Here is a 25,731-nt window from a genome sequence, read left to right as displayed (position 1 = left end):
TCCTCGCTTGCTGAGATTGAATCGTTTCAGCCAGTGGGGATTTTTTTACGCCATGCTGTTGAAAACAGGTGGCGCAGTCACCGCTGAAACGTTTCAGGGATTGTGGTACAGCAACTTTCCGGAGGCAAGAAAATGCGCAAATGGCGTAACAGATTTTTGATGTTACGCACATTTCAGGGCGGTTAAGGGGAATAAAAAGTGAACAGGCTGACGCGGTTGCTGTAAACCAGAGATTGCCGGACCAGAAATTTCAGCAGCGTCAGCGCCTCAGGGCGCGGTATCCGCTTCGAGTTGCAGCAGATATGTCATCGCCTGATGACGGGAATCGCCGCACATGCTGTGTGTGGGTTGCAGACCTGCGCAGACAGCTGGACGCAGTGGTGAGCCAAACAGTTTGCAGCGAAGTGTGTCATCAAGCTGAATACAGGGCGTGTTGGCGGGCTTGCCGTCAGGCATGCCAGGAATCGGCGAGGAGATCGAAGGTGCCGTGCAACAGGCACCGCATTGGCTACGGCATTGCATGCTGTGCTCCGGCAGAGAAAGTCGCGGCGACAATAGCAGTCCACCGCGCTAATTACCATGAAAGCCGCGGCCTGACATAAAATTTCGCATCCACGATATTGCCAGTTTTCACCGGCGCGAGTAACGTTGCGCGCACTTCACTCTCAAGATAGCGAGAACAGCAATGCCAAAAGCCAATGAAATCAAAAAAGGGATGGCCGTCACGCACAACGGTAAACTGCTGCTGGTTAAGGACATTGATGTCCAGAGCCCCAGCGCACGCGGTGCCGCCACCCTGTATAAAATGCGCTTTACCGATGTCCGCACCGGTTTAAAAGTCGAAGAACGCTTCAAGGGCGACGAGATTATTGATGCAATTTCGCTCAGCCGCCGCAGCGTGACCTTCTCTTATATAGATGGTGACGAATACATTTTTATGGATGATGAGGATTACACCCCCTACTCCTTTAAACAGGAGCAGATTGAAGAAGAGCTGCTGTTTATCCCTGAAGGCGGCATCCCTGGCATTCACGTACTGACGATGGAAGGTCAGGTGCTGGCACTGGAACTGCCACAAACCGTAGACATGGAAATCGTGGATACCTCTCCCGGCATTAAAGGTGCTTCAGCCAGTGCCCGCACCAAACCAGCCGGCATGAGCACGGGTCTCTCTATCCAGGTGCCGGAATACCTCAGCAATGGTGATCGCATCCGTATCCATATCGCTGAACGCCGCTACATGGGTCGAGCAGACTGACCGGTAGCCTTCTGCCTATCGTGATAATGTTATAGTATTACATTATCACGCTATTCTCTGGCAGGAGTTGGCTTATGACACGCGTTAACCTGATCACCGGCTTTCTGGGTAGCGGCAAAACCACGCTGCTCTGCCATCTGCTGGCCGCCAGGCCCGCCGGGGAAAAGTGGGCAGTGCTGGTCAACGAATTTGGTGAGATCGGGATCGACGGCACCCTGCTGGCCGATCGCGGCGCCACGCTGAAAGAAATCCCCGGCGGCTGCCTGTGTTGCGTGAATGGCCTGCCGATGCAGGTCGGGCTGAATATGCTGCTAAAGAGTAAGCCCGATCGGCTGCTGATTGAGCCCACCGGCTTGGGCCATCCCCGTCAGGTGTTAGAAATGTTAAGTGCGCCGGTTTATCAGGCGTGGTTGCAATTGAATGCCACCCTGACACTGCTGGATGCGCGTCAGCTGGCCGATCCTCGCATCGTTGCGAATGAAAATTTCCGCGATCAGCTCGCGGCTGCCGATATTGTCATCGCCAATAAGCGTGATTGCTGGGATGAAGCGGACCGTCAGCGCCTGGCTGACTGGCAGCAGCAGATGCAGCCTCCGCGTCCATTAATACAGACAGAATTTGGTCAGGTCCCCCTTTCCCTGCTGGATATGCCGTATCAGCCACGCGATATCCCTCTGCCGCATCATCATCATCCGGCAAATCCCACTAGCGGTCTGACGGCGTTACGTCTGGATGGCGAAGCACGCTGGCGTCGGGCGCTGAATCACGGCCAGGGTTACAGCGCATGCGGCTGGCTGTTTGATGCTGATACGCTGTTCGACAGCGGCGCACTGCTGGAGTGGGTACGGCAGGCAGCGGTCGATCGTGTTAAAGGTGTGATGCGCACGCCAGAAGGCACAATGCGTATTAACTGCCAGGCAAAAGAGTTGCAGAGTGAAACCCTCGCCACACCGCCACCCGATAGCCGCATTGAGATCATCCATTCTCAGCAGGCTGACTGGAATCGGCTACAATCGGCGTTGTTGAAGTGCCGTTTACGCTAAGACAGGTATTGTCGGCGGTTATTTTTTTAAATGAGTTCTGATTATGCGCGCAACCCGCCTTATTACTATCCTGCTGCTTAATGCACTGGGCGTAGTGCTCTTTCTTTCGTGGTATCTGCCGCCAGAACATGGTTTCTGGTTCGGCATTGATAAAACTATATTCTATGGCTTCAACAATCAGATGGTGAGCCATCCGCTGTTCGCACTGATCGTCGCCATCACCAATTTTCGTGGTTTTGATGCGGTGTCATTGCTGGCCATGGGCCTGCTTTATCTGTCGATCTGGCGACGTGAAACGCCACAGGCGCGGCGGCGGATGCTGGCTATCGGCATCACTATGCTGCTCACCGCCGTGGTGCTTAACCAGCTGGGCCACCTGTTGCCGGTGAAACACTCCAGTCCGACGCTGTTCTTCGAGAATGTGCATCGCGTCAGCGAACTGACCGGTATCCCCGCTAAAGATGCCTCGAAAGACAGCTTCCCAGGCGACCACGGTATGATGCTGATTATTTTCGCCTGCTTTATCTGGCGTTATTTTGGTTTTAGCCGTTTTTTAATTGCCACCGCTATTGTGGTGATATTTTCACTGCCGCGCGTCATGGCGGGTGCACACTGGTTTACCGATATTGCCGTCGGTTCAATGTCAGTGATATTAGTGGGGCTGAGCTGGTGGCTATTAACGCCGGCCAGTGACGTGCTGGTTAACTGGTTTTATCGCAAATTACCGGGTAAATATAAGCCCGTGACGTAAATGTTAAGCGCGGACGATTTAATCGCCCTGGTCTTAACCGTCCGCGCTTATAAAAAACAGCCCACCACTATTAGCCTGCTAATTAAATTCACGAAAAGAAAAGGTTATGACCCTGCTGACAGGTTAAATAGCCACCAACACCCTCTGTCAATTAAGAAAACTCCAAAAACAGAGGCTATGCCCTGAATTGACGCCCCTTTCACTGCCTGTTCTCATCATCATTTCACCACAATTGTTGCTAAAGTAGTCAGTGTGTTACGGTTTGATTTCACATCAAAAAAACCTATATGAAATTGATTAAAAGCACTCGCCACGGCGTCTGTAATCAGTTAACCTCAGTCGCAGTGAGGCTACAGCGGCAGAAAATTCGGATTTTTTACCGTTAAAATGTGTCCATTAACACATTTTAGTAATTAAGGATTTGTCTTAGGCTGTTTCGCTTATTAATCTCCCTGTTTTGTCATCTGGCTGGCGACAATTTTGTCGTAAGGAAATCGAAGGAAAACCCGAATAATGGTCAAGTCTCAACCAATACTGAGATATATCTTGCGGATCGTGCCCGCACTGGCGCTGGCCACACTCCTCTCAGCTTGTAGCAGTACCCATAGCAGTCAAAACGCGAATAACGAGAATCATGAAGTTAACAACCACAATGGTTTTTTACTTCAGGCGTCTCAGGATGAGTTTGAAGAAATGGTGCGTAACGTCGACGTTAAGTCGCGCATCATGGAACAATACGCCGTCTGGAAAGGTGTGCGCTATCGCCTCGGTGGCGATACCAAACGCGGGATCGATTGTTCCGCCTTTGTACAACGCACTTTCCGCGATCAGTTTGGCTTAGAATTACCGCGCTCGACCTCTGAGCAGCAGGACACCGGTAAAGAGATTACCCGCAGTAAACTGCGTCCTGGCGATCTGGTGATGTTCCGTGCCGGTTCGACTGGTCGTCATGTGGGTATTTATCTGGGTAACGACAATTTCGTTCATGCCTCCACCAGCAGTGGCGTCATGATCTCCAGTCTCAATGATGACTACTGGAAAAAGCGTTACCGTGAAGGACGCCGTGTATTAAGTCGCAACCCGACCTGATTATCACCTTCGATCTTCTCTCAGCCAGAGAACATGAAACGCTGCTTACGCAGCGTTTTTTTTCGTGCCTTATTCTTAGCGGCAGTCGTTTTATCAGATAAAAGCATTGTATTTCAGATTAATAACGAGACATTCCGGACACTCTCGTTATATTCTCGGTCGCTTAAACCGAAGCAGTCGTGTGCAATACATAATAATAATTTGATCAGGGGAAGTTCCTCATGCCACTGTCGGGGGCGCTAAGGCGCCATGCCACCTATCCTCGCCGAATCGCATGGAGTAGTGCGATGGCCGGTGGCGTATTCTTTCTGCTGTTTGCCGCCCTGTCATTTCACCAGACCTGGCAGAAGCGCGAACGACAGCATCAGCAACTGCTGGAGAACAGCCTCACAGCATTACAGCAAACGCTTTCCAGCCTGCTCAACAGCACCCTCAGTCCCCTGCTTCCGTTCACCCACACTGCCTGTCATACCATTAATCGTGAACTGACCTCGCGCGCCGCGTTTGCCGGTAATCTCCGCGCCATCCTGCTGGTTAACGACGGCAATGCCTTTTGCTCCTCGGCCACCGGCAGTTTTAGCCTGCCGCTTAATGTGATCGCACCTGATAGTGATATCTCACGTGACATCGATCTGCAGCTGATGTCAGGCACGCCGCTTCAGCCAAATAAACCGGCGCTGGGATTGTGGATTAAAAATCCTGGCAGTCCGCAGTCAGGTGTCTTCGCGACGCTGAATATTAGTCTGGCTCCCTACCAGCTGCAGGTCTCCGGGCATCCGGAAATTACCGGTATGGCGCTGATGGCGCAAAAGAGTGCCTTAACCAGCTGGCAGCCTGGCGTGATGAAAAATAAAAGTCTGCCGCCGCCGCTGTATCAGCAGGCGCTGACAGGCTATCCGCTGAAGTTTGTGTTGTTCGGTTCGGTTCTGGCGTTCAGTGATTATCAGAATATCCTGCTGTGCAGCCTGCTGCTGTCACTGCTGGTTTCCGGCGGCTGCTGGCTGCTGTTATCTGTTTATCAGCGTCCGGGTAAAGAGCTGATCCGGGGCATGAAGCGCGGCGAGTTTCACGTTGAATATCAGCCGCTGGTCACCTCCCATGATGGTCAGCCTTATGGCATGGAAGCGTTACTGCGCTGGACCCATCCGACCGAAGGCCCGATCCCGCCCGATGTGTTTATTCAGTATGCCGAGTCGCAGAATCTGATTATTCCGCTGACCCGGCATCTGTTTCAGCTGGTTTCCCGTGATGCACACCAGTTGTGTCATACCATTCCCCGTCATGCCTGCCTCAGCCTCAACATCTCTCCGCTGCATCTGGCTGACAGCTGTTTCCGGCAGGATGTGCTGCGCTGGCTTGATACCATGCCTGCAGCTCACTTTAATTACGTGTTTGAGATTACCGAGCGCGCCATGGTGCGCGATGAAAACGTCGGAGAACTGTTTGACTGGCTGCATCAGCAGCATATCAATATTGCCATTGATGATTTTGGCACCGGACACAGTGCGCTGATCTATCTGGAACGTTATGCGTTTGATTACCTGAAAATCGATCGTGGTTTTGTCCAGAGCATCGGCACAGAAACCCTGACCTCGCCGGTGCTGGACACCGTGCTGCAGCTGGCGAAGAAACTGAATCTGAAAAGTGTGGCGGAAGGGGTAGAAACCGGCGAACAGGCCGCCTGGCTGATCCATCGTGGCGTGACTCATCTGCAGGGTTACATCTTCAGCCGTCCGCTGCGACCGGAAACGCTGATAGACTATTTCCGGCGTCATAACGCCTGAGACTCTCTGGCCCGAATCGCGCCGGACATTTAACGGGAGAGAACATGCTATTTCGCCTGGGATTTCTGCTGCTGTGCGGCCTCTTCAGCGCCCCGCTGCTGGCTGCATCAGTCCTGCAAACGTTCGCCTTCACACAGGCCGGCGAAGCGAAATATCCGCCCGGCTTCAGCCATTACGATTACGTTGACCCCCGCGCGCCAAAAGGCGGCAGTATTACCCTGGCGGTAGTGGGCACTTACGACAATTTCAACCGCTACGCATCACGCGGCAATCCGGGCATCAATACCGGCACGCTTTATGACGGCCTGTACACCAGCTCAGACGATGAACCGGGCAGCTATTATCCGCTGATTGCTGAATCAGCCCGCTACGCCAGCGATTTTACCTGGATTGAAATACGCCTGAATCCCCGCGCCCGGTTCCATGACGGCACACCAGTCACCGCCCGCGACGTAGCGTTCACCTTTCAGAAGTTCATGACCGAGGGCGTGCCTCAGTTCCGCGTCGCCTACCGTGGCGTGACCGTCAGAGCGCTGGACGATCACACTGTCCGCATCGGGGCACAGAAACCGGATAAAGATCTGCTGCTTGGGTTACTGACGCTACCGGTTATCCCCGAGTCGTTCTGGCGCGATAAGAAGTTTAACGAGCCGTTAAGCGCACCACCGCTTTCCAGTGGGCCTTATCGCATTACGCGCTGGAAGCTGGGCCAGTTTATTGAGTTCAGCCGGGTAAAAGATTACTGGGCCGCCGATCTGCCAGTGAATCGTGGACGCTTTAATTTTGATCGCATGCGCTATGACTACTATCTGGATGACAATGTGGCGTTCGAAGCCTTTAAAGCGGGTGCGTACGACTGGCATGAAGAGACATCGGCGAAGAAATGGGCGACCCAGTATCGCGGCCGCAATTTCGACAATGGCAGCATTGTTAAAGAAACCGCGCCCAATGACGCCGCTATCGATACCCGCTGGCTGGCATTCAACAATGAAAAACCGCTATTCCACGATCGCCGCGTGCGCCAGGCGTTGTCACTGATGTTCGATTTCGAGTGGATGAATAAAGCGCTCTATTACGGTGCCTGGCAGCGTGCCAGCAGCTACTTCCAGAATACAGAGTATGCGGCCCACGGCGTGCCGGATGCACAGCAGCTGGCGCTGCTTGAACCCTGGCGCGCGCAGCTGCCACCTGCGCTGTTCAGCCAGCCTTATCTGCCGCACAAAACCGATGGCAGCGGCTATGACCGCGCCAGTCTGTTAAGCGCGTTTGACCTGCTGAAACAGGCGGGCTGGCAGATTAAAAATCGCCGACTGATTAACGATAAAACCGGTCAGCCATTTACGGTCGAACTGCTGCTGCGCGGTGGCACCAGTACTGAATGGGCGTTACCGTTGCAGCACAACCTTGCGCGGCTCGGCATTACGCTGAACCTGCGGCAGATCGACAGCTCGCAGTACCTGCGGCGCTGGCGTGAAGGCGACTATGACATGATTGCCACCGTTTATGGGGCGATGCCGATTCCGACCTCCAGTCTGCAGATCCTCTGGCAGTCCGACTACATCACCTCGTCGTGGAATACCGCGCGGGTCAAAGACCCAATCGTTGATCACTTTGTGAAACAGATTATCGCGCATCAGGGCGACCCTGCCGCGCTGCGGCCGCTGGCACAGGCGCTGGATCGGGTACTGCTGTGGAATGCGTATATGATCCCGATGTGGTACAACGCTGAACAACGGCTGGCGTACTGGGATAAGTTTTCACACCCTGCCCGCAAACCTGCCTACAGCACCGGGCTGGAAAACTGGTGGTACGACACAAATAAAGCCGGACGCCTGCCGGCCAGCAAACGCTAAGGAGATGACCGTTGGCCGCATACTTTCTGCGCAGATTGCTGCTGATTATCCCGACCTTATGGGCGATCATCACGCTTAACTTCTTTATCGTGCAAATCGCGCCCGGCGGACCGGTCGATCAGGCGCTGGCGAATATTGAGTTTGGTCAGACCACTGGCCTGCCCGGCAGCGGCGCGGAGAACGCCAGTTCACGCGCCAGCGTCAGTCATCTTAATCCCGCAGATAATCAGTACCGTGGGGCGCGCGGGCTGGATCCCGAAGTAATTGCGGAAATTAAAAAGCGTTACGGCTTCGATAAACCGCTGTGGCAGCGCTACGGCGAGATGCTGTGGAACTACCTGCGTTTTGATTTTGGCGACAGCCTGTTTCGCAGCGCCTCGGTGATCGGGCTGATTAAGGAGAGCCTGCCGGTCTCCATCAGTCTGGGATTATGGAGCACGCTGATCATCTATCTGGTTTCGATCCCGCTCGGGATCCGCAAAGCGGTGCGCAACGGCAGCGCCTTTGATGTCTGGAGCAGCGCGTTTATTATCATTGGCTACTCCATTCCGGCTTTTCTGTTCGGCATCATGCTGATCGTACTGTTCGCCGGTGGCAGCTATCTCGACTGGTTCCCGCTGCGCGGGCTTACGTCTGCGCAGCACGACACCCTGCCCTGGTATGGCAAAGTGCTGGATTACTTCTGGCATATCGCCCTGCCGGTACTGGCAACGGTGATTGGCGGCTTTGCCACACTGACGATGCTGACGAAAAACGCCTTTCTGGATGAGATCCGTAAGCTCTATGTGGTGACCGCGCGCGCCAAAGGCGTGCCGGAACGCCGTATTCTCTATCACCATGTATTTCGCAATGCGATGCTGCTGGTCATCGCCAGCTTTCCCGCCACGTTTATCAGCATGTTTTTTACCAGTTCGGTGCTGATCGAAGTGATGTTCTCGCTCAACGGACTCGGCCTGCTCGGCTATGATGCGACGCTGCAACGTGATTATCCGGTGATGTTTGGCACGCTCTATATTTTTACGCTGATCGGTTTGCTGATGAATATCCTTAGCGATCTGACCTATACGCTGGTCGATCCGCGCATCGATTTCGGGAGCCGCTCATGACGCTCTCTCCGCTGAATCAACAGCGCTGGCAGCGCTTTCGCCATAACCGGCGCGGCTACTGGTCACTGTGGATCTTTCTGGTCATTTTCCTGCTGTCGCTGTGTGCCGAACTGATCGCCAATGACAAGCCGCTGCTGGTGCATTATCAACAGCGCTGGACGGTGCCGCTGCTGTTTGATTACAGCGAAACCGACTATGGCGGCGTACTGGCGACAGCGGCGGATTATCAGGATCCCTGGCTGCGGCAGCGCATTGCGCAGAACGGCTGGGCTTTATGGGCTCCGATTCGCTTCAGCGACAGCACCATCAATTTTGCTACTCAGGTGCCGTTCCCCTCTCCGCCCTCTGCGCAGAACTGGCTCGGCACGGACGCCAACGGTGGCGACGTACTGGCACGGCTGCTCTATGGCACGCGCATCTCCCTGCTGTTCGGCGTGCTGCTGACACTTATCTCCAGCATCATAGGAATTGTGATTGGCGCGGTGCAGGGTTATTTCGGCGGCAGAATTGATCTGATTGGGCAGCGGATGATTGAGGTCTGGTCCGGCATGCCTGCGCTGTTTCTGCTGATCCTCCTCTCCAGCGTCATTCAGCCCGGTTTCTGGTGGCTGCTGCTGGTCACCGTCGCGTTTGGCTGGATGAGCCTGGTGAGCGTGGTCCGGGCCGAGTTTCTGCGAACCCGAAACTTTGATTACATCCGCGCAGCACAGGCGCTGGGCGTCAGCGATGGCCGGATTATGCTGCGTCACATGCTGCCTAACGCGATGGTGGCTACCCTGACTTTTCTGCCCTTTATTTTGTGCGGATCGATCACCACGCTCACCTCCCTCGACTTTCTCGGTTTCGGTCTGCCGCTGGGCTCGCCCTCGCTGGGCGAGCTACTGCTGCAGGGCAAAAATAACCTGCAGGCGCCCTGGCTGGGCCTGGCGGGCTTTTTCACCCTGGCGATCCTGCTGTCACTGCTGATTTTTATCGGCGAAGCGGTGCGCGACGCCTTTGATCCGGGCAAAGGAGCCTGAATGACAACGCCACTGCTTGCCATCAATCATCTCTCGGTCGCCTTTCGTCAGGGCGAGCAGCTTCGCCAGGTCGTGAATGACGTTTCACTGTGCATTGACGCGGGCGAAACGCTGGCGCTGGTGGGTGAGTCGGGTTCCGGCAAAAGCGTCACGGCGCTGTCGGTAATGCGACTGCTGCATGAGGCGGCGGTGGTTTATCCCCGTGGAGAGATTCTGTTTAACGGTGAAGATCTGCTGCGCGCCCGCGAGCAACGACTGCGCGCGATTCGCGGCAACCAGATCGCAATGATTTTTCAGGAGCCGATGGTATCGCTGAATCCGCTGCACACCGTGGAGAAGCAGCTGTATGAAGTGCTGTCGCTGCATCGCGGGCTGCGTCGTCCGGCTGCACGTGGTGAGATTCTCAGCGTGCTTGATCGGGTCGGTATCCGTCAGCCTGCTACCCGGCTCAACGATTTCCCCCACCAGCTTTCCGGCGGCGAACGCCAGCGGGTGATGATCGCCATGGCGCTGCTGACCGAGCCTCAGTTGCTGATTGCCGATGAGCCGACCACTGCACTGGATGTGACGGTACAAGCGCAGATTCTGGCGCTGCTGCGTGAACTGCAGCGGGAGCTGAATATGGGCATGCTGTTTATCACCCATAACCTGAATATCGTGCGTCAGCTGGCGGATAACGTCAGCGTGATGCGTCAGGGTCATATCGTGGAACAGAATCGCAGCCAGATTCTGCTGAACCAGCCGCAACATCCTTACAGCCAGCAGCTGCTGGCTGCGGAGCCGGAAGGAAAAGCGCTGCCGCTACCCGCAGACGCGCCGGTCATTCTTCGGGTCGAACAGCTTAAGGTCAGTTTTGCGCAGCGGCGCGGACTGTTCCGGCGGCAGACCGGCGAAAAGCAGGTGCTTTCCGGGCTGAGTTTCAGCCTGCGGCGGGGCGAAAGTCTGGGTCTGGTGGGCGAGTCCGGGTCGGGTAAAAGCACCACCGGCCTGGCGCTGTTGCGGCTGATTTCCTCACGTGGCGACGTCTGGTTTGACGGCCAGCCGCTGCATCAGCTGTCGCGCCGGCAACTTCTGCCGATGCGTCAGCGCATTCAGGTGGTATTTCAGGATCCCAATTCCTCGCTCAATCCGCGTATGACGGTGCAGCAGATTATTGCTGAAGGTCTGGCGGTGCATCAGCCCGAACTGAACAGTGCCCAGCAGGCGCAGCGGGTGATTGCGGTGATGGAAGAAGTGGGACTGGAAGCGGAAAGCCGGCATCGTTATCCGGCCGAATTCTCTGGCGGTCAGCGACAGCGTATTGCTATCGCGCGGGCACTGATTCTGGAGCCGGAGTTGCTGATTCTGGATGAACCCACCTCATCGCTGGATCGCACGGTGCAGAAGCAGATTCTGACGCTGTTACGCCGCTTACAGCAGCAGCGTCAGCTCAGCTATCTGTTTATCAGTCACGACCTGGATGTGGTTCACGCCCTGTGCCACCAGCTTATTGTGCTGCGTCAGGGGGAGGTAGTGGAACAGGGAGAGTGTAAAACGTTGTTTGCGTCACCGACGACTGTATATACCCGCGAGCTGCTGCAGTCGGCGCAACTCAACCTGCGATAAAAGTTTCCGCAATCGCCACGCCCTGATTTTTCAGGCAGCAGTTAGTGGCGCTTTCGTCGCGACGCTGAATAAACAGGCAGGGCTGCCCTTCGCACTCGGCCACTTTGCAATCGACCTGAATATCCGCCAGCACCTCTTTCAGCTGCTGCAGGATCTCCCACGCCGGAATGCCGTCATGGCTGATCAGACGCAACGCCACGAACTCCTGCTCATCCACCATTGTGTCATCGGATTCAATGGCACTGTGGTGATCGCTGGCCCAGCGAAAACGCTGTGGCAGACGATGCACAATTGAAAGTTGCAGCATAGGTTACTCTCCCCAATGAGTTTATGTCGCAACATCGACCTGCCCGGCTGAAAACGGGTTGATCCCCGTAGAGTCAGGACAGGGATGACTGGCCCGTCCATGCGGATTGCAGAAGCGCATTTTTTGCGACTTACATCGCACTTCAGCCTATATGTACCGCGTTCACACGCCGTTAACAATCATTTTAGACGCATTGTGGTTACTTTTTTAGCTAAAAGTTTTCACAAGTAAGAAACAAAACCGGCGAGATGTGCATCACTGCGGACAACGGCTGGGAAACCCCTGCGCCCGATTAACGGGGCGCAGTGCGGGAACGTGAAGCGTAGAAAAAGAGCAACAGAGAGATTGTTGCGCAGAGTGCGATAGTGCCGACCATCGGCCAGGCGCTGTTAAAACTCACCAGCGACAGCAACGCACCGACAAACGCGCCGACGCCAAAACGCAGCGTGCCCGCCAGGGACGAGGCCGTGCCCGCCATGTGCGGGAACTCATCCAGGATCACCGCCATCGCATTCGATGAGACCATCGACACGCAGCCGATAAACAGCGCGATCCCCATCACCAGCGGCAGGAAACCGAGGCTGAAAGCGCTGACAATCAGCAGCCAGATCCCCATGCAGAACTGAATCAGCAGGCCCAGCCGGAACATTGCCACCGGGCCAAAGCGGCGCACGGCGCGGCTGTTAATCAGCGTCAGCAGAAACAGAAACACCACGTTAAGGCCAAAGTAGTAGCCAAAGTTTTGCGGTGAGACGTGATTCAGCTCGATGTAAACAAAGGGGCCAGCATTGAGAAAGGTAAACAGCCCGGCAAAGGAGAAGCCGCTCGCCAGCATATAGCTGAACGCCCGCTTGTGGCGGAACAGGGTCACGAAATTGCCCAGCGTGGTGCGCAGGTGAAACCGCTGTCGCTGCTCCGGCTTCAGGGTTTCGCGGATCTGCGTGGTGACCAGCACCGTCGTCACCAGTGCCGCGCCCGCAAGCGCCCAGAAGATGGCATGCCAGCTCCAGAGCACCAGCAGCCAGCCCCCGATAATCGGGGCCAGCAGCGGCGCAATGGTGGTAATCAGCATCACAAAGGACATCATGCGCGAGAAGTCCTCTTTCGAGTAACTGTCACGCATCAGGGCATTGATCACCACACTGGCTGCGGCAGCCGACAGCCCGTGCAGGAAACGCATCAGAATCAGCTGGTCGATGCTTTGCGACAACGCACAGGCCGCGGCGGCACAGGCGAAGATCAGGGTGCCGAGTGCAATCACCGGCTTACGCCCATAGCTGTCTGCCAGTGGCCCATAAATAAGCTGGCCAATCGCGAAGCCAAGGATGTAAAGGTTAAGCGACATCTGCACGCTACCGGCTGACACGCCAAACTCACGCGCAATCTGCGGCATCGCAGGCAGATACATGTCGATCGACAATGGCATCAGCATGGCTAACAGACCAAGGATGACAACCAGTCCTGTTGGCGAATTCTTTTCCTTACGCACACCCTCTCCTGCACAAATGAATCAGGTACGGGCCGCCTGGCCCGCCCGGTTATTTTGCCTGCAGCTCTTTTGGCAAACCGATACTGGCGATCTCGTCTTCTGTCAGCGCCCGGTATTCGCCCGGTTCCAGATCGTCGTCCAGCGCAATGTCACCGATACGTTCGCGATGCAGCTCAATGACCCGGTTACCGACGGCGGCAAACATCCGTTTCACCTGGTGATAGCGGCCTTCGCTCAGGGTCAGCCGCACGTCTGTGGGGGTAATCACCTCCAGCTGTGCCGGTTTCGTCAGGTCCTTCTCATTGTGGAGCTGCACGCCCGCGGTAAACTGCGCGGCCGTATCGTCACCGATCGGCGATTCCAGGGTGACGCGATAGGTTTTCTCGCAGTGATGACGTGGCGAGGTAATGCGGTGTGACCACTGGCCATCATCTGTCAGCAGCACCAGCCCGGTGGTGTCAATATCAAGACGCCCTGCCGCGTGCAGTTTGAATGACATTGGCTCTTCGATGAAATAGAGGATAGTCGGATGATCGGGATCGTCGGTTGAGCAGACGTAGCCCTGCGGTTTGTTCAGCATAAAGTAGCGTGGGCCGGTGAGCATCTGCAGCACGTTGCCGTCGTAGGCGACCTCGTGGTCGGGCAGCAGTTTAAACGCGGTGTCGCGCACCACTTCACCGTTGACGGTGACACGCTGGCCACGGATCTCGCGATGAGCGATAGCGCGGCTGATTTCCAGTTGCTGAGAGATGAATTTGTCGAGTCGCATGAATTCGTTTTGCCTGTTACTGCGGAGGGAATCTGAAACGGCCTGGTTAACCGTTGAAAATGTGCGGGAAGTATAACGTGATCCGCGCCAGCCTGACAGCGCGTTTACCGCCCTTTCATGGCATAATTACCACCAGTTTTATAAAAGTGAGCAACATGTCTTTTACCTTACGCCCCTATCAACAGGATGCGGTGAATGCCACCGTGGCGCATTTCCGTCGCCATCAGGAGCCCGCCGTTATTGTGCTGCCAACCGGTGCCGGAAAGAGTCTGGTGATTGCCGAGCTGGCACGGCTGGCGCGTGGCCGGGTGCTGGTGCTGGCGCACGTCAAAGAGCTGGTGGCACAGAACCACAGCAAATATCAGGCTTACGGACTGGAGGCCGATATTTTTGCCGCCGGCCTGCAGCGCAAAGAGAGCCAGCGCAAAGTGGTGTTTGGCAGCGTACAGTCGGTGGCGCGTAACCTCGACCTGTTCGACAGCGCCTTCTCGCTGGTGATCGTCGATGAGTGCCACCGCATCGGCGATGACAAAGAGAGCCAGTATCAGCAGATCTTCAACCATCTGCGTCAGCACAATCCTCAGCTCCGTTTACTCGGCCTGACCGCCACGCCGTTCCGGCTGGGTAAAGGCTGGATTTATCAGTTCCACTATCACGGCATGGTACGTGGCGACGAAAAGTCGCTGTTCCGCGACTGCATTTATGAGCTGCCGCTACGCTATATGATCAAGCACCAGTTCCTGGTGCCGCCTGAGCGGCTGGATATGCCGGTGGTGCAGTATGATTTCAGCCGCCTGACGGCACAGTCTAACGGCCTGTTCAGCGAAGCCGATCTGAATCGCGAGCTGAAACAGCAGCAGCGCGTAACGCCCCATATCATCCGGCAGATTGTGGAGTTCGCTGAAGATCGGCTGGGGGTGATGATTTTCGCCTCAACGGTAGAGCATGCGCGGGAAATTCTGCAGCTGCTGCCTGAAAACAGCGCGCTGGTCTCTGCCGACACCCCCGCCCGCGAGCGTGATGCCCTGATTCTGGCGTTTAAAGCGCAGCAGCTGAAATTCCTGGTGAACGTGGCGGTGCTGACCACCGGGTTTGATGCCCCGCACGTGGATCTGATTGCGATCCTGCGCCCGACCGAGTCGGTGAGCCTCTACCAGCAGATTGTCGGGCGCGGGCTGCGACTCTCGCCCGGTAAAACCGACTGTCTGATCCTGGATTACGCCGGTAATCCGCACGATCTCTTTACGCCCGAAGTCGGCGCGCCTAAAGGGGCCAGCGACAACCAGCCGGTGCAGGTTTTCTGTCCCGCCTGCGGTTTCGCCAACACCTTCTGGGGCAAGGCGACCGCCGATGGCATGGTGATTGAGCATTTTGGCCGACGCTGTCAGGGCGTGCTGGAAGATGATGAGGGTGAGCGCGAACAGTGTGATTTCCGCTTCCGCTTTAAAAGCTGCCCTGACTGTGGCGCAGAGAATGATATTGCCGCCCGGCGCTGCCATCAGTGCGACAAAATTCTGGTCGACCCGGACGATATGCTTAAAGCTGCCCTGAAACTGAAGGATGCGCTGGTGCTGCGCTGTGGCGGTATGACGCTGGAACAGGGCCGCGACGCCAAAGGTGAATGGCTGAAGGCAACTTATCATGATGAGGAAGGCACCAGCGTCAGCGAACGGTTTCGCCTGCAGACACCCGCCCAGCGTAAGGCGTTTGAACAGCTCTTTATGCGCCCGCATCAGCGCGCGCCCGGCGTACCGCTGGGCTGGCAGACCGCCGCTGACGTGCTGGCGTTGCAGCCCCTGCTGCGACATCCCGACTTTGTCGTGGCGCGCGCCAAAGGCCAGTTCTGGCAAATCCGCGAGAAAATGTTTGATTATCAGGGTCGTTATCGCCGCGCCAATGAGCTGCGGTAATCCCTGCTGGCAGGTATATCGTTTGCTACCACCTGGCATAACGGCTATACTGCCGCCCGCTTTTGCATGTGCATCAGCGAGATTGAATAACCTGCCTGTTACTGGGTCGCCTGTAGCAGGATTAAATAAAGAGATATATTAATGCTCACTATCAATGCAGTAGAACGTAAAGAGCAGGGTAAGGGTGCGAGCCGCCGCCTGCGTACAGCAAACCGTTTCCCGGCCATCATCTACGGTGGTTCTGAAGCGGCTGTTGCCATCGATCTGGATCACGACTCAGTAATGAACCTGCAGGCTAAGCCAGGTTTCTACGACGAAGTTCTGACCCTGTCAGTTGACGGCAAAGAAACTAAAGTGAAAGTTCAGGCTGTTCAGCGTCACCCGTTCAAGCCAAAACTGTTCCACATCGACTTCGTTCGCGCTTAATCGCGAATTACGTTGAAAAACAGAAGGGCCGGTTGAGAAACCGGCCCTTTTATTTTGTCGCTGATACACCAGGACAATCGACGTATCAGGCAACAGAGCCGGGCTAAGCCCGGCTTTTTTATTTGCTGCTGGTACGGCGCTGGAGCTGATCGCGCAGATTAGGCGGTGTGCCCTTAATCGTCAGAGTGTCCGTGGCCGGATCCCAGAAAATGCGTTCACCCAGCAACATCGCATCAAAGTTCAGGGTCAGTCCCCCGCCGCTTCCGGCAAACTTTGTCAGCTGACGCAACGTGCTGCGATCCGCAGGGAAGCTCTCTTCCAGCTCGTAACCCTGCTCCTGGGTAAAGGCCTGGAAGGTTTTTTCGCCCAGCGGTGGCAGTTCGCTCGACAGATCTTCCAGCGCAATCTCTTCGCCCGCCTGCAGCTGCTCGTTGCAGTAGCTGTAAACCTGCTGGCGATAGTTCTGCCGCTCCTGCTTGTCCAGTTCCGATTCGTTGCAGTAGTCATCGACCGCCTGCAACAGACCGCGGTTCTGCGCCTTAGTGTCTAATCCCACTTCGGCTCCGAGGAAGTCCATAAAGAAGTCAGCGACCTTACGACCAACGCGGCCGCGCAGGAAGGTCAGGTAACGGGTCGATTCCGGGTTGGTTTCCCATTCGGTCAAGTCGATACGCGCTACGATGTCCGCATGATTGATATCGAGATAATGCGTGCTGCTGATATCCAGCTGCTCATTGACGCGCATGCTGGACTGGCTGTTCAGCACCGCAATCAGCAGGTACTCCACCGCCAGATAGCGATAGTGAATAAACAGCACCACGCCGCCTTCCGCAAACGGGTATTTTGCCAGCTCGTCGCGCAGACGACCGGTCGCGGCACGGCTAAAAGCGAGAAAATCATCGTTGCCCTTACGACAATTACGCAGCGCTTCTGCCAGTTCACTCTCAGCGTTGAACAGGCCATAGGCTTTGCTTTTTGCGCTGTAAACCCGGTGTAACTCTTCCACCATCGCGTTGACCGTGTTGGTGGCAGGCAGCAGCGAATCGCGCAGCGCCAGTTCAAGCTGGTTTTCATCGCGTTTGATTAACTGATGCAGGGCAATCTGGTCGATATCCAGACTCATGGTAGACTCTCCTTTTAGCACAGGCGCGTATTCAAACACCGCCAGCATCGGCTTTCAACTCCATGCTGAAAGCGAACGCGGTACTTTCGATAAAATTGCGGTAAAAAGTGCGCTGTTCCGGTAATATATTGCCTTTTGAAATGAGCTTAGACGACGATATGGCACAATCATCACGCTACAGTGACGAACGCGTGGAACAACTCCTCGCGGAAATGGCCCAAATCCTGCACAAGGATAAAGCCCCCACCGACCTCTCCCTGATGGTACTGGGAAATATGGTGACCAACTTAATTAACAGCGATGTCGCTCCGGCGCAACGTCGTTCACTGGCACGCTCTTTCGCCGATGCCCTTCAGGCATCTGTGCGCGACGACAACGCTCATTAATTGGCTGATTTGACTTCATAATATGGTAACCAACCGGCAGCGCTACCGCGAAAAAGTCTCCCAGATGATCAGTTGGGGGCACTGGTTTGCTCTGTTTAATATCTTATTCGCGCTGATTTTAGGCAGTCGCTACCTGTTGGTCGCCGACTGGCCTTCTTCGCTGGCGGGGCGTATCTACGCCTATACCAGCTGGGTTGGCCACTTCAGTTTTGTCGTGTTTGCCGCTTATCTGCTGATTATTTTCCCGCTGACCTTTGTGGTGATGTCGCAACGGCTGATGCGGGTGTTATCTGCGGTGATTGCGACGTCCGGGCTGACGCTGGTGATGGTCGACAGTGCGGTCTTCAGCCGTTTCCACCTGCACCTGAATCCGGTGGTGTGGGAACTGGTCATTAACCCCGATCAGAGCGAGATGGCGCGTGACTGGCAGCTGATGTTTATCAGCGTGCCGCTGATTTTCCTGGTCGAGATGCTGTTTGCGACCTGGAGCTGGCAGAAGCTGCGCAGCCTCAATCGCCGTTCATTTGGTAAACCTGTCGCAGCTCTGTTTATCAGCGCCTTCTTTGCCAGCCACCTGATGTATATCTGGGCCGATGCCAACTTCTATCGCCCGATTACCATGCAGCGAGCCAATCTGCCGCTCTCCTATCCGATGACCGCCCGCCGCTTCCTGGAACGTCACGGCTTGCTGGATGCGCAGGAGTATCAGCGCCGTCTGGTTCAGCAGGGGGATCCGGAAGCGCTGGCGGTAGAGTATCCGCTGAGCGACATTACTTTCCGTGACGCCGGGACACGCAATAACCTGCTGGTGCTGACCGTCGATGGTCTGAACAACGCCACGCTGGCCAAAGCGCTGCCGCAACTCAATCAGTTTGCCAGCGAGAACGTGCGTTTCACGCAGCACTACAGCGCGGGTGATACGCCGGAGAAAGGCTTATTCGGCCTGTTCTACGGTATCTCCTCCAGCTACATGAACGGCATTCTGGCCTCCCGGACGCCGTCTGCCCTGCTGGGTGCATTGAGTACCCAGGGTTATCAGTTTGGCCTGTTCTCCTCAGAAGGCTTTAATCCGCCGCTCTACCGCCAGGCGTTGCTGACCGATTATTCACTGCCTGCCACCAGCAGTCAGCCCAACGCCAGCACCGTGGGGCAATGGCAGAACTGGCTGGAGAAACAGAAAGATTCACAGGCGCCCTGGTTCTCATGGATCGCCCTGAACGGCCCTGATGTGACCGGCGACAGTGCCAAAGCGCGTCAGCGCAGCTATCTGCGTCAGGCTCCGGCTGTTGATGAACAGATTCACGCGGTGCTCAGCAGCCTGCAGGCACGTGATTTGCTGAAGAACACCGTCGTGGTGATCACCGCGCAGCGTGGTCTGGCGCTGGATGGCAATCCTGACAGTGCCGGAAACCGCCAGACGTTGCAGGTGCCGTTAGTGATTCACTGGCCTGACACCCCCGCGCAGACGGTTGATCGCCTTTCGGATCATCAGGATGTGATGGCGACGCTGATGCAGCGCCTGCTGCATGTGCGGACCAATCCGGTGAATTACTCGCAGGGTGAAGATCTGTTTGCAGCGCGTCGTCGCCATGACTGGGTCGCCAGCAGCGAAGAGAATAAACTGGTCATTACCACGCCGCAGGTGACGCTGGTGCTCAACAACAATGGCAGCTATCGCGCTTATGATGCGCAGGGCAACGCGCTTAAAGATCACAAGCCAGAGCTGGCATTGCTGTTGCAGGTACTCACCGAGGAGAAGCGGTTTATCGCTAACTGATTAATTATCAGGCAAATAGTTTGCGGGTATCTTGCATTCATGACGATAACCAGTAGACTTATCTTCCAGTGTTCGGCACGTAGCGCAGCCTGGTAGCGCACGGTCATGGGGTGTCCGGGGTCGGAGGTTCAAATCCTCTCGTGCCGACCAAATTACTCTAATAGGTCAAAGGGTTAATCGAAAGGTTAGCCCTTTTACTTTATGGGCTTTTCTGCACATGTGCAATCCCCCTTTGTGTACACTCTCCCCTTCTTCTTAGACCATTTCCTTCCCATGACAGTACGGAATATCGCTGTGCTCTATTCCTACGCTCCAGCAACTGACGTTGCTTTCGCTTCGCTGCTCCCAGGCTGCGCTACGTGCCTCTCTCTTTGACGCATTCCATGCACGCTATTACGCAATACACATGACGCATTGTGAACGCATCGGGATAACTGATTGATTGTTATGTCCCTACCCCTGTCTATCTAAGACACATATCAACAACAGGCAGGAAAGAAATTCTCTGTATGAGGGGAAGAAAGGAAGCTGGCTATTTTTCAGGAGAGGAAAGGCTTGGGGGTTATAAGGGGGGCTACTGGGGGGTTGCTACTATACGAACTGCACCTCGTAAATTTCTAGCAAAAATTGTGATGTATTGGGGGGATGAATACAGGGGGATTCAGAGGGGAAAGCAGAAGCCCCGGCAAGGGGGCATCTAATAGGCAAGGCATGACTGCCCGCTTGATGAGGAGAAAGCGTGGAAGTATTGGGGCTGCATGAGGATGTTAGGGAGGAAATGCGTAGGGGGGTGTAAAGCCACTTAAATTTATCTCAGAAAAATAGCTGTCTCAGAGGAACACATCGGATGAAACATAGGGGATGTCAGAAGAATCGACTTCCTCAGAGCAATAGTTACATGTTAGTAGTTTGATTCCTGTATCAACCCTCACCTCCTTCCCCCAGCTATCGACTGAATACTTCCATTTAGTGTAAATATCCTTTGAATCTGCCAGAGAGACAGACCCACAAGAGGGACATTTCCAGTTACGGTATTGTTCCATCGCTGCAATGTGCCTTTCAGGACAAGCATGCTCAAGCCCTAAATCAATAGCCAGCTTTAACATAGCGGGGTCAGTCCATATCCCTTCAACTGAGGCAACAGGAAAGCCAGAGATAACTATCCTGCGCCCTATCTGGTAGGCTCCCTGTGCTCTCTCCACTACTACGCCTCTGTATGAAAACTTACAGAATCCGTTCTGCGTAGAGAAATAAGGAGGGGGCTGTAAGCTGTCTGCCCGCTTCTGCTTACTGTCAGAATGAGAGCTGTTGTATCTCCTTTGGCGTGAAGCCAGATTAAAATTCTTATTCATGCGCCCCCTTTAATCATTTCTGGTTACGGAAGAAATCAATAGCAGCCTGAGTGCTGCGCATCGGGCCTTGAGCTACAGAGCGTTGCTTCATGCGTTGCTTAAATGCTTCCTGCGCTTCAGCTACAGCTTGCTCTGATTCGTACATCTCACGAGTGCGCTTATCCATTGATTGGGCCATCGTGCTTTCACGTAGGGTTTTCATATACGCTGAACGCTCAGCCTCAGTCTTTAGCTTCGAATAAGGAACATCCGGGAGAGTGGTAGCCTTTTTCTTAGCCTCAATCTGGCGCATTACAGCAACCCCAGCCTCCTCAACACTACAGCCTGTCTCTTGCATCAACTGATGCATAATGCCCTCAATATCGTATCCCTGAGCGTCTGTAGCTGGGTGTTCAGAAGGAGCGGGAGAGGATGGGAATAATTCATAAGTCATTGTATATTTCCTGTTATGGTTTTTTAATGTTTGCAGGGGAAGGAGAGCGGCGATATTTCTGATTAAGAATATGCTCTGTCCATGTAAATGCGTTACGGAAAGAATCTTCTAAATGCTCTGTCCAGTATGCTGCGTGTCTTGCACGTTCAGCGTTAAACGCTTCACGGGCTGCTTTAGAATATTTAGCCATGCAATGTCTCTTTATAATTATTTTTATAGGCGTAATACTTAGAGAGTTTTCATTTCTAAACGCTTCAACGCCTTCTTCACAGAATCAATAGTCCACAGAGTGCCCCAGCGGCTTAACACTCCACGAGTGTTTAATGCATTAGCTAATGCTGTATAGCCATAGCCATACTGAATTAGCTCTTCAAATACTGGCTTCACCTTCTCATCAAAGATGGCTGTTTTGTTCTTACGGATTTCTTCGTACATATACATTCCTATATTGTTATTATTATAAATAGAGAATTAAGATAATGGCTTTCAATGCAAATGAGAGGATAAGCAACGCCATCCATAGCGGGAGAGTTTTCAATACTTTTATTTATTCCGTCTGCCTTTCAACTTCAAACAACCATCTAGCTAAAGAGAGTTGCTTAGTAATAGGGGAAGTTAATTTCTTTCTGCGCATCACATAGCCATTATCATCTTCATATGGCTCATAAGGAAACTCAGCGTCCAGTTGGTCATAAGCCTGTTTGGAATCTTTGCTCAGTGGCTTGCCTAAGATGCGCTGCATCATACGCCCTGATTGTTCTGTTACACGCTGGAGGTAATCATTGATAGCCTCAATATTACCGGCCCTTGCCAAAGCCCGGATAGTTCGCCTGTCTCCCTCTGTAAATTCAACAGGGCAAAGCATTGCATTAACAACTCCCTGAGAGCGCTCATAAGCTACGCTGTCAGCGTCAGACTGAAAGGCTGAGGAATCATTCAGGTTAATAGTGCCACGCTCCTGATGCATATCAATGCGTTTAATCAGGTGTTCAGCGGCTTCAAGAATTTGCTGGCAATAGCGTTTACCGGGGGCTTTCTCCCCTTTGATGATTCGCCGCTTACCTAGCGTTCCCTGCACCCCTTTCGTTGAAAGCTCTTCAGCACGCATTACATGCACAAGCTGTTTAACAGGGATACGGGTATTACCTGTGCTGGCTGTACTTGCTGAATATACCAAATCATCCAGCGCATCAATCATGTTGCTACTCCCCGTGTCTTCTCTGTACTGGACGTTAGAGAAGTAAGAGGCATAAGGATTCGAAACCTGCTTAGGCTTAGGCCCGGTCTTGGATTTATCTAATAGCGAGGTAGTTATTACAGAGTCTCCAAACATATCTTCCAGAACATCAACCACAGCCTTGCTTACATCATAATCAGCAGGAAGAGTGGTTAGTGATTCATCCAGAATCTCACCTGTTGCTTTATCAATGGCAACCATCATGCCATCTACTTTAATCCATTCAATTTTCATCATTATTGTTATCCTTGAAAGGGTAATTTATTTCGGAGGTAGTTATTAAAGGCTAATAGCGAGGTAGTTATTAAGGGAATCTGTAATCATCCAATCTACTAGCTGTCATGGGCATTTACTTCGTAGCCTGCCCATGTGGGGAAGGTCAACAGAATGCCTACGGCGTTACGCTGGAAACTCAGTTCAGCTAGTGAGCTAGCTTCACATGAGCTTCAAAGGTCAAAGACTGTTGCTGGGAGCGTAGCGAGCACGAGAGTGCGAGATAGCTTCAGGCGTTTCTTTTAGCCTGCCCGGCGAGGGCGTTAGGATGTTATTCATTTTCTGAGGGAGTTAGTAAAGAGTAAGAATATTTACTTCTCCCTTATATTGTGTCAATTTTCCAGAAATTGTGACACACAGACATCATAAAAATAATGTCTCTATAAAGATAATTGAGTATCTTTTTTAAGAAAATACTGCAAATTATTTTAATTATTTTTCTTATCATCATCTAACATACTGATAATCTTAGAAAGAGCTCTAGCGTAACTATTAGCGTGCCTATAGCGAGGAACGAGCAAAGGCGTTAATGCTCTCCGGATAAGTATGATAGCATTTAGCTCACTCTCCACGCTATTACCTTCCCGCCCTAAGCCAATAGCTATACATGCCACTCAGACGCTCTGTAACGCTTCAGGAGAAGAGATAATATAAAAGGCATGGCTATGTATTAGGGACTAATAGAGTAACTTAGGATGGCTCCTGTTAAATAATTTAGAATACGCTACGATATGAGAGAGAGACGCTAGGAATCTTGCCCCGCCTTCACATATTTTAATATTGTCTCATAAACCACATAAAGAGGCTGAGCAATCCAAGAAGGAGCGAGCTTTCAATGTCATAACCAGCCATGTACTGAGTTAAGAATAAGAAAGCCCAGCATCCCTCAAGCCTTACTAATAATCTAACTGCCTGGGTCACATACTCCCATTTTGCGTTTCTGTCAGGCCAACAACTTAACTATCTGACGAAACATCCCTTTATAAAGAAACGAGCGTTAATAAAAAATCACAAGGGAGGCAGCCATCCATTTACTTTTTATTTACCATCTCGGTTAACGTTGTATAGCCCTTCCATGAACTGGCAATTGAATTATCCAAGGAAGATATATGATTCATAAAATCTGAAATTGCCGTGTCAAACTCCTGCGCAGTTTGAATTCCTTTTGTTTCCGCTTCTTCCTTATAGTTAAAATCTATATCCTTAGTGCTATCCCCATGTCTTGTAATAAATATTGCCATACAGAAGTAAGCCATCTCTGCAAGCAACAACACTTCTGCATATGAATTTGGCACATCCGCATCAAAATACCACTTTTTTAAGTCAGCAGGAGCGTTAATTTTACCTCCACCATTAACCTTCAACTCTTCTCTAAAACCATGGGCCAGCACCTTGTTGCGGAAATCTCTTATCCCGCTCCACTTATGTAGCCTTGTTAGAGCTGGCTCACAAATTTGTCGAGTCAACACTAATTCTGGATGAGTGGCACACAAAGCATTTAACCTTGCCCATTCTTCCTGAAAAGAATACAAGTCAATTAGCATCTTACTCTGAAGTAAAAACTTAACATCATCATCATTGATATATCTCTTAAAAGTTTTAAGAGCAGGTTCAAAAGTATTCTTTAAGGCTGACAACACAAAAACTGATTCTTGAATTGGAGTTAGAGTTAACATGGCGCGTCCCCTGTGTTTAGATGACGCACCATATTAATCTATCAATAACAATCCATCAAACTCATCCCATCAAATCAGCCACACTACTAGCCTTAATGTGGCTGTATCTGGCTAACATGCTAATGCTCTTATGCCCCGAGATACATTGAAGCTGTATTGTATTAAGCCCCTTCTCAGCGTATCTGGTGATAGCTGTATGCCTCAGTGAATGGAAGCACACACCATGTACATAGCTGAGCCTTGCTGCCCTTCTAAAAGCTTGTGTAACAGCGTAGGGAGTGAGCGTAAACAGCTTGCTATTAGCCTCCCTTCCCTCACATAATTCCTGTAAGAGCGTTACAGCGTTAGAAGAGAGAGGAACATCACGCCCCTCTCCATTCTTTGTTTGTTCATCTGACAGATGGATAACACGCTTCTTAAAATCCACCATTGAAGGAGTTATAGCTAATAGCTCATTCCTGCGCATAGCGGTTTCCCATGCAAGCATGATGATAGCTTTAGCCTTCTCACTGGCACGCTCCAGAATCATCCTGTATTCATTCTCTTCTACTATCTTGCTTCTGGGCTTACCAGCATTGGGGAGCTTTACAGGCTTCACTACATCGCTACATGCTACGCCCTTCTCACTGTTAGCCCATCTGAGGAAGCGGGAAAGGAGTTGCATCTCAAGGCGTACAGTTGAACCGCTCACCTCTTTAATGCGTGCTTGTCTGTAAGCTACAGCATCTTCACTGGTGAGGGATTCCAGCGTCTTACCATTAAGGATTCTCCCTACAGTGTTCAGCTTGAACTTAGCAGATTCATAGCCTCCCCTTTGCTTTCCATTTCTGGTCATCACTTCTTCAAGGTAGATGTCCTTGAGAGATTCAATAGTGTTGGCCTCTTTCTTTATCTCCCGCTCTTGTTCAATAGCCCATTGCTCTACTTCCTCTCTGGTTAAACGTGTAGCTGTCTTAGTGGGATAGCCCTTAATCCTAACCTGTGCATTCCACTTACCAGAAGGGAGCTGTCTTACTGTAGCCATGTGCAATATTTCCTATGTGCATCATGACCTATCTTATTGAG

Annotated in this window: 25 protein-coding genes and 1 tRNA gene; 14 read left to right on the top strand and 12 right to left on the bottom strand. The window is 52.9% G+C overall.

Annotation, left to right across the window (positions count from 1 at the left end; all coding sequences use genetic code 11):
- Nucleotides 1-267 precede the first annotated feature (267 nt).
- Nucleotides 268-522 carry a YkgJ family cysteine cluster protein gene (locus IBT54_RS14185; RefSeq protein WP_147789442.1) on the bottom strand — a complete coding sequence of 85 codons (255 nt, stop codon included), beginning with the start codon at nt 520-522 and terminating at the stop codon, nt 268-270.
- A 163-nt stretch (nt 523-685) separates the two neighbouring features.
- On the opposite strand from IBT54_RS14185, the gene yeiP reads away from it, so the two are divergent.
- The 9 genes from yeiP to yejF all read left to right on the top strand — a co-directional run bounded on the left by yeiP (nt 686) and on the right by yejF (nt 11,508).
- Nucleotides 686-1,258 carry an elongation factor P-like protein YeiP gene (gene yeiP, locus IBT54_RS14180; protein WP_003854146.1) on the top strand — a complete coding sequence of 191 codons (573 nt, stop codon included), beginning with the start codon at nt 686-688 and terminating at the stop codon, nt 1,256-1,258.
- Nucleotides 1,259-1,332: 74 nt separating this feature from the next.
- On the top strand, nt 1,333-2,301 hold the full coding sequence (locus IBT54_RS14175; RefSeq protein ID WP_095706872.1) for a GTP-binding protein: 969 nt from the start codon (nt 1,333-1,335) through the stop codon (nt 2,299-2,301).
- Nucleotides 2,302-2,344: 43 nt separating this feature from the next.
- A complete protein-coding gene (locus tag IBT54_RS14170) occupies nt 2,345-3,052 on the top strand; it encodes a phosphatase PAP2 family protein (protein WP_013358529.1) in 708 nt (235 codons plus the stop codon).
- A gap of 513 nt (nt 3,053-3,565) precedes the next feature.
- Complete coding sequence (mepS, locus tag IBT54_RS14165; RefSeq protein WP_013358530.1) at nt 3,566-4,141, top strand: bifunctional murein DD-endopeptidase/murein LD-carboxypeptidase; 576 nt, start codon at nt 3,566-3,568, stop codon at nt 4,139-4,141.
- Between the two features lie 221 nt (nt 4,142-4,362).
- Nucleotides 4,363-5,925, top strand: a complete 1,563-nt coding sequence (locus IBT54_RS14160; protein WP_201252327.1) for a cyclic di-GMP phosphodiesterase — start codon at nt 4,363-4,365, stop codon at nt 5,923-5,925.
- 44 nt (nt 5,926-5,969) lie between these two features.
- Nucleotides 5,970-7,778, top strand: a complete 1,809-nt coding sequence (locus IBT54_RS14155; protein WP_201252326.1) for an extracellular solute-binding protein — start codon at nt 5,970-5,972, stop codon at nt 7,776-7,778.
- A gap of 11 nt (nt 7,779-7,789) precedes the next feature.
- Nucleotides 7,790-8,884: a microcin C ABC transporter permease YejB gene (locus tag IBT54_RS14150; protein WP_013358533.1), complete on the top strand. Its 1,095-nt coding sequence runs from the start codon at nt 7,790-7,792 to the stop codon at nt 8,882-8,884.
- Nucleotides 8,881-9,903 (top strand): ABC transporter permease, encoded by a 1,023-nt coding sequence (locus IBT54_RS14145; RefSeq protein ID WP_013358534.1) that lies wholly within the window; start codon nt 8,881-8,883, stop codon nt 9,901-9,903. Before IBT54_RS14150 ends, IBT54_RS14145 begins: the two co-directional genes overlap by 4 nt.
- Entirely contained in the window at nt 9,904-11,508 is a 1,605-nt protein-coding gene (gene yejF / locus IBT54_RS14140; protein WP_201252325.1) for a microcin C ABC transporter ATP-binding protein YejF, read from the top strand. It abuts the gene before it with no gap.
- Here the strand turns inward: yejF and IBT54_RS14135 are convergent.
- From IBT54_RS14135 to rsuA, 3 genes are all read right to left on the bottom strand, one after another.
- Entirely contained in the window at nt 11,495-11,815 is a 321-nt protein-coding gene (locus IBT54_RS14135) for a hypothetical protein (RefSeq protein ID WP_095706869.1), read from the bottom strand. The two genes, yejF and IBT54_RS14135, sit on opposite strands and share 14 nt — an antisense overlap.
- A 292-nt stretch (nt 11,816-12,107) precedes the next feature.
- The gene (locus tag IBT54_RS14130) at nt 12,108-13,304 is read right to left on the bottom strand and encodes a Bcr/CflA family multidrug efflux MFS transporter (protein ID WP_013358537.1); all 1,197 of its coding nucleotides are present in this window, start codon (nt 13,302-13,304) and stop codon (nt 12,108-12,110) included.
- 49 nt (nt 13,305-13,353) lie between these two features.
- Nucleotides 13,354-14,073 (bottom strand): 16S rRNA pseudouridine(516) synthase RsuA, encoded by a 720-nt coding sequence (rsuA, locus tag IBT54_RS14125; protein WP_033733312.1) that lies wholly within the window; start codon nt 14,071-14,073, stop codon nt 13,354-13,356.
- A 155-nt stretch (nt 14,074-14,228) separates the two neighbouring features.
- On the opposite strand from rsuA, the gene IBT54_RS14120 reads away from it, so the two are divergent.
- Both IBT54_RS14120 and rplY read left to right on the top strand, forming a co-directional pair.
- On the top strand, nt 14,229-15,983 hold the full coding sequence (locus IBT54_RS14120; protein ID WP_147789448.1) for a DEAD/DEAH box helicase: 1,755 nt from the start codon (nt 14,229-14,231) through the stop codon (nt 15,981-15,983).
- 141 nt (nt 15,984-16,124) lie between these two features.
- Nucleotides 16,125-16,409 (top strand): 50S ribosomal protein L25, encoded by a 285-nt coding sequence (rplY, locus tag IBT54_RS14115; RefSeq protein ID WP_013358540.1) that lies wholly within the window; start codon nt 16,125-16,127, stop codon nt 16,407-16,409.
- A 118-nt stretch (nt 16,410-16,527) separates the two neighbouring features.
- Here the strand turns inward: rplY and yejK are convergent, their stop codons facing one another.
- Nucleotides 16,528-17,532: a nucleoid-associated protein YejK gene (gene yejK / locus IBT54_RS14110; RefSeq protein WP_013358541.1), complete on the bottom strand. Its 1,005-nt coding sequence runs from the start codon at nt 17,530-17,532 to the stop codon at nt 16,528-16,530.
- A gap of 158 nt (nt 17,533-17,690) precedes the next feature.
- Here yejK and IBT54_RS14105 point away from each other — a divergent pair, with 158 nt between their 5' ends.
- From IBT54_RS14105 to IBT54_RS14095, 3 genes are all read left to right on the top strand, one after another.
- Nucleotides 17,691-17,918, top strand: a complete 228-nt coding sequence (locus tag IBT54_RS14105; RefSeq protein ID WP_010248348.1) for a YejL family protein — start codon at nt 17,691-17,693, stop codon at nt 17,916-17,918.
- 22 nt (nt 17,919-17,940) lie between these two features.
- Nucleotides 17,941-19,695, top strand: coding sequence for an LPS biosynthesis-modulating metalloenzyme YejM (yejM, locus tag IBT54_RS14100; protein ID WP_033783708.1), 1,755 nt, complete (start codon nt 17,941-17,943; stop codon nt 19,693-19,695).
- Nucleotides 19,696-19,768: 73 nt separating this feature from the next.
- Nucleotides 19,769-19,845, top strand: a tRNA-Pro gene (locus IBT54_RS14095).
- Between the two features lie 680 nt (nt 19,846-20,525).
- On the opposite strand, the gene IBT54_RS14090 is transcribed toward IBT54_RS14095, so the two are convergent.
- The 7 genes from IBT54_RS14090 to IBT54_RS14060 form a co-directional block, all read right to left on the bottom strand.
- The gene (locus IBT54_RS14090; RefSeq protein WP_201252324.1) at nt 20,526-21,047 is read right to left on the bottom strand and encodes a hypothetical protein; all 522 of its coding nucleotides are present in this window, start codon (nt 21,045-21,047) and stop codon (nt 20,526-20,528) included.
- A 13-nt stretch (nt 21,048-21,060) separates the two neighbouring features.
- Nucleotides 21,061-21,480, bottom strand: a complete 420-nt coding sequence (locus IBT54_RS14085) for a hypothetical protein (RefSeq protein ID WP_201252323.1) — start codon at nt 21,478-21,480, stop codon at nt 21,061-21,063.
- A gap of 13 nt (nt 21,481-21,493) precedes the next feature.
- Nucleotides 21,494-21,670 carry a hypothetical protein gene (locus IBT54_RS14080; protein ID WP_181162196.1) on the bottom strand — a complete coding sequence of 59 codons (177 nt, stop codon included), beginning with the start codon at nt 21,668-21,670 and terminating at the stop codon, nt 21,494-21,496.
- Between the two features lie 38 nt (nt 21,671-21,708).
- Complete coding sequence (locus IBT54_RS14075) at nt 21,709-21,915, bottom strand: recombinase family protein (RefSeq protein ID WP_201252322.1); 207 nt, start codon at nt 21,913-21,915, stop codon at nt 21,709-21,711.
- A gap of 112 nt (nt 21,916-22,027) precedes the next feature.
- Nucleotides 22,028-22,954, bottom strand: a complete 927-nt coding sequence (locus IBT54_RS14070) for a hypothetical protein (RefSeq protein WP_201252321.1) — start codon at nt 22,952-22,954, stop codon at nt 22,028-22,030.
- A gap of 1,067 nt (nt 22,955-24,021) precedes the next feature.
- Nucleotides 24,022-24,666 (bottom strand): hypothetical protein, encoded by a 645-nt coding sequence (locus tag IBT54_RS14065; protein ID WP_201252320.1) that lies wholly within the window; start codon nt 24,664-24,666, stop codon nt 24,022-24,024.
- A 61-nt stretch (nt 24,667-24,727) separates the two neighbouring features.
- The gene (locus IBT54_RS14060) at nt 24,728-25,690 is read right to left on the bottom strand and encodes a site-specific integrase (protein ID WP_201252319.1); all 963 of its coding nucleotides are present in this window, start codon (nt 25,688-25,690) and stop codon (nt 24,728-24,730) included.
- Nucleotides 25,691-25,731: the final 41 nt, after the last annotated feature.

The sequence above is a fragment of the Pantoea sp. S62 genome, assembly GCF_016658625.1.
In the GTDB taxonomy this organism is placed as follows: Bacteria; Pseudomonadota; Gammaproteobacteria; order Enterobacterales; family Enterobacteriaceae; genus Pantoea; species Pantoea vagans.
Note: the sequence above shows the minus strand (reverse complement) of the source record. Positions and strands in the feature narration are given on the sequence as shown.

Excerpts from the sequence above, each read along its gene's own strand:
- IBT54_RS14185 (WP_147789442.1), bottom strand. The coding sequence starts at position 522 with ATGCAATGCCGTAGCCAATGCGGTGCCTGTTGCACGGCACCTTCGATC.
- yeiP (WP_003854146.1), top strand. The coding sequence starts at position 686 with ATGCCAAAAGCCAATGAAATCAAAAAAGGGATGGCCGTCACGCACAAC.
- IBT54_RS14175 (WP_095706872.1), top strand. The coding sequence starts at position 1,333 with ATGACACGCGTTAACCTGATCACCGGCTTTCTGGGTAGCGGCAAAACC.
- IBT54_RS14170 (WP_013358529.1), top strand. The coding sequence starts at position 2,345 with ATGCGCGCAACCCGCCTTATTACTATCCTGCTGCTTAATGCACTGGGC.
- mepS (WP_013358530.1), top strand. The coding sequence starts at position 3,566 with ATGGTCAAGTCTCAACCAATACTGAGATATATCTTGCGGATCGTGCCC.
- IBT54_RS14160 (WP_201252327.1), top strand. The coding sequence starts at position 4,363 with ATGCCACTGTCGGGGGCGCTAAGGCGCCATGCCACCTATCCTCGCCGA.
- IBT54_RS14155 (WP_201252326.1), top strand. The coding sequence starts at position 5,970 with ATGCTATTTCGCCTGGGATTTCTGCTGCTGTGCGGCCTCTTCAGCGCC.
- IBT54_RS14145 (WP_013358534.1), top strand. The coding sequence starts at position 8,881 with ATGACGCTCTCTCCGCTGAATCAACAGCGCTGGCAGCGCTTTCGCCAT.
- yejF (WP_201252325.1), top strand. The coding sequence starts at position 9,904 with ATGACAACGCCACTGCTTGCCATCAATCATCTCTCGGTCGCCTTTCGT.
- IBT54_RS14135 (WP_095706869.1), bottom strand. The coding sequence starts at position 11,815 with ATGCTGCAACTTTCAATTGTGCATCGTCTGCCACAGCGTTTTCGCTGG.
- rsuA (WP_033733312.1), bottom strand. The coding sequence starts at position 14,073 with ATGCGACTCGACAAATTCATCTCTCAGCAACTGGAAATCAGCCGCGCT.
- IBT54_RS14120 (WP_147789448.1), top strand. The coding sequence starts at position 14,229 with ATGTCTTTTACCTTACGCCCCTATCAACAGGATGCGGTGAATGCCACC.
- rplY (WP_013358540.1), top strand. The coding sequence starts at position 16,125 with ATGCTCACTATCAATGCAGTAGAACGTAAAGAGCAGGGTAAGGGTGCG.
- yejK (WP_013358541.1), bottom strand. The coding sequence starts at position 17,532 with ATGAGTCTGGATATCGACCAGATTGCCCTGCATCAGTTAATCAAACGC.
- IBT54_RS14105 (WP_010248348.1), top strand. The coding sequence starts at position 17,691 with ATGGCACAATCATCACGCTACAGTGACGAACGCGTGGAACAACTCCTC.
- yejM (WP_033783708.1), top strand. The coding sequence starts at position 17,941 with ATGGTAACCAACCGGCAGCGCTACCGCGAAAAAGTCTCCCAGATGATC.
- IBT54_RS14090 (WP_201252324.1), bottom strand. The coding sequence starts at position 21,047 with ATGAATAAGAATTTTAATCTGGCTTCACGCCAAAGGAGATACAACAGC.
- IBT54_RS14085 (WP_201252323.1), bottom strand. The coding sequence starts at position 21,480 with ATGACTTATGAATTATTCCCATCCTCTCCCGCTCCTTCTGAACACCCA.
- IBT54_RS14080 (WP_181162196.1), bottom strand. The coding sequence starts at position 21,670 with ATGGCTAAATATTCTAAAGCAGCCCGTGAAGCGTTTAACGCTGAACGT.
- IBT54_RS14075 (WP_201252322.1), bottom strand. The coding sequence starts at position 21,915 with ATGTACGAAGAAATCCGTAAGAACAAAACAGCCATCTTTGATGAGAAG.
- IBT54_RS14070 (WP_201252321.1), bottom strand. The coding sequence starts at position 22,954 with ATGATGAAAATTGAATGGATTAAAGTAGATGGCATGATGGTTGCCATT.
- IBT54_RS14065 (WP_201252320.1), bottom strand. The coding sequence starts at position 24,666 with ATGTTAACTCTAACTCCAATTCAAGAATCAGTTTTTGTGTTGTCAGCC.
- IBT54_RS14060 (WP_201252319.1), bottom strand. The coding sequence starts at position 25,690 with ATGGCTACAGTAAGACAGCTCCCTTCTGGTAAGTGGAATGCACAGGTT.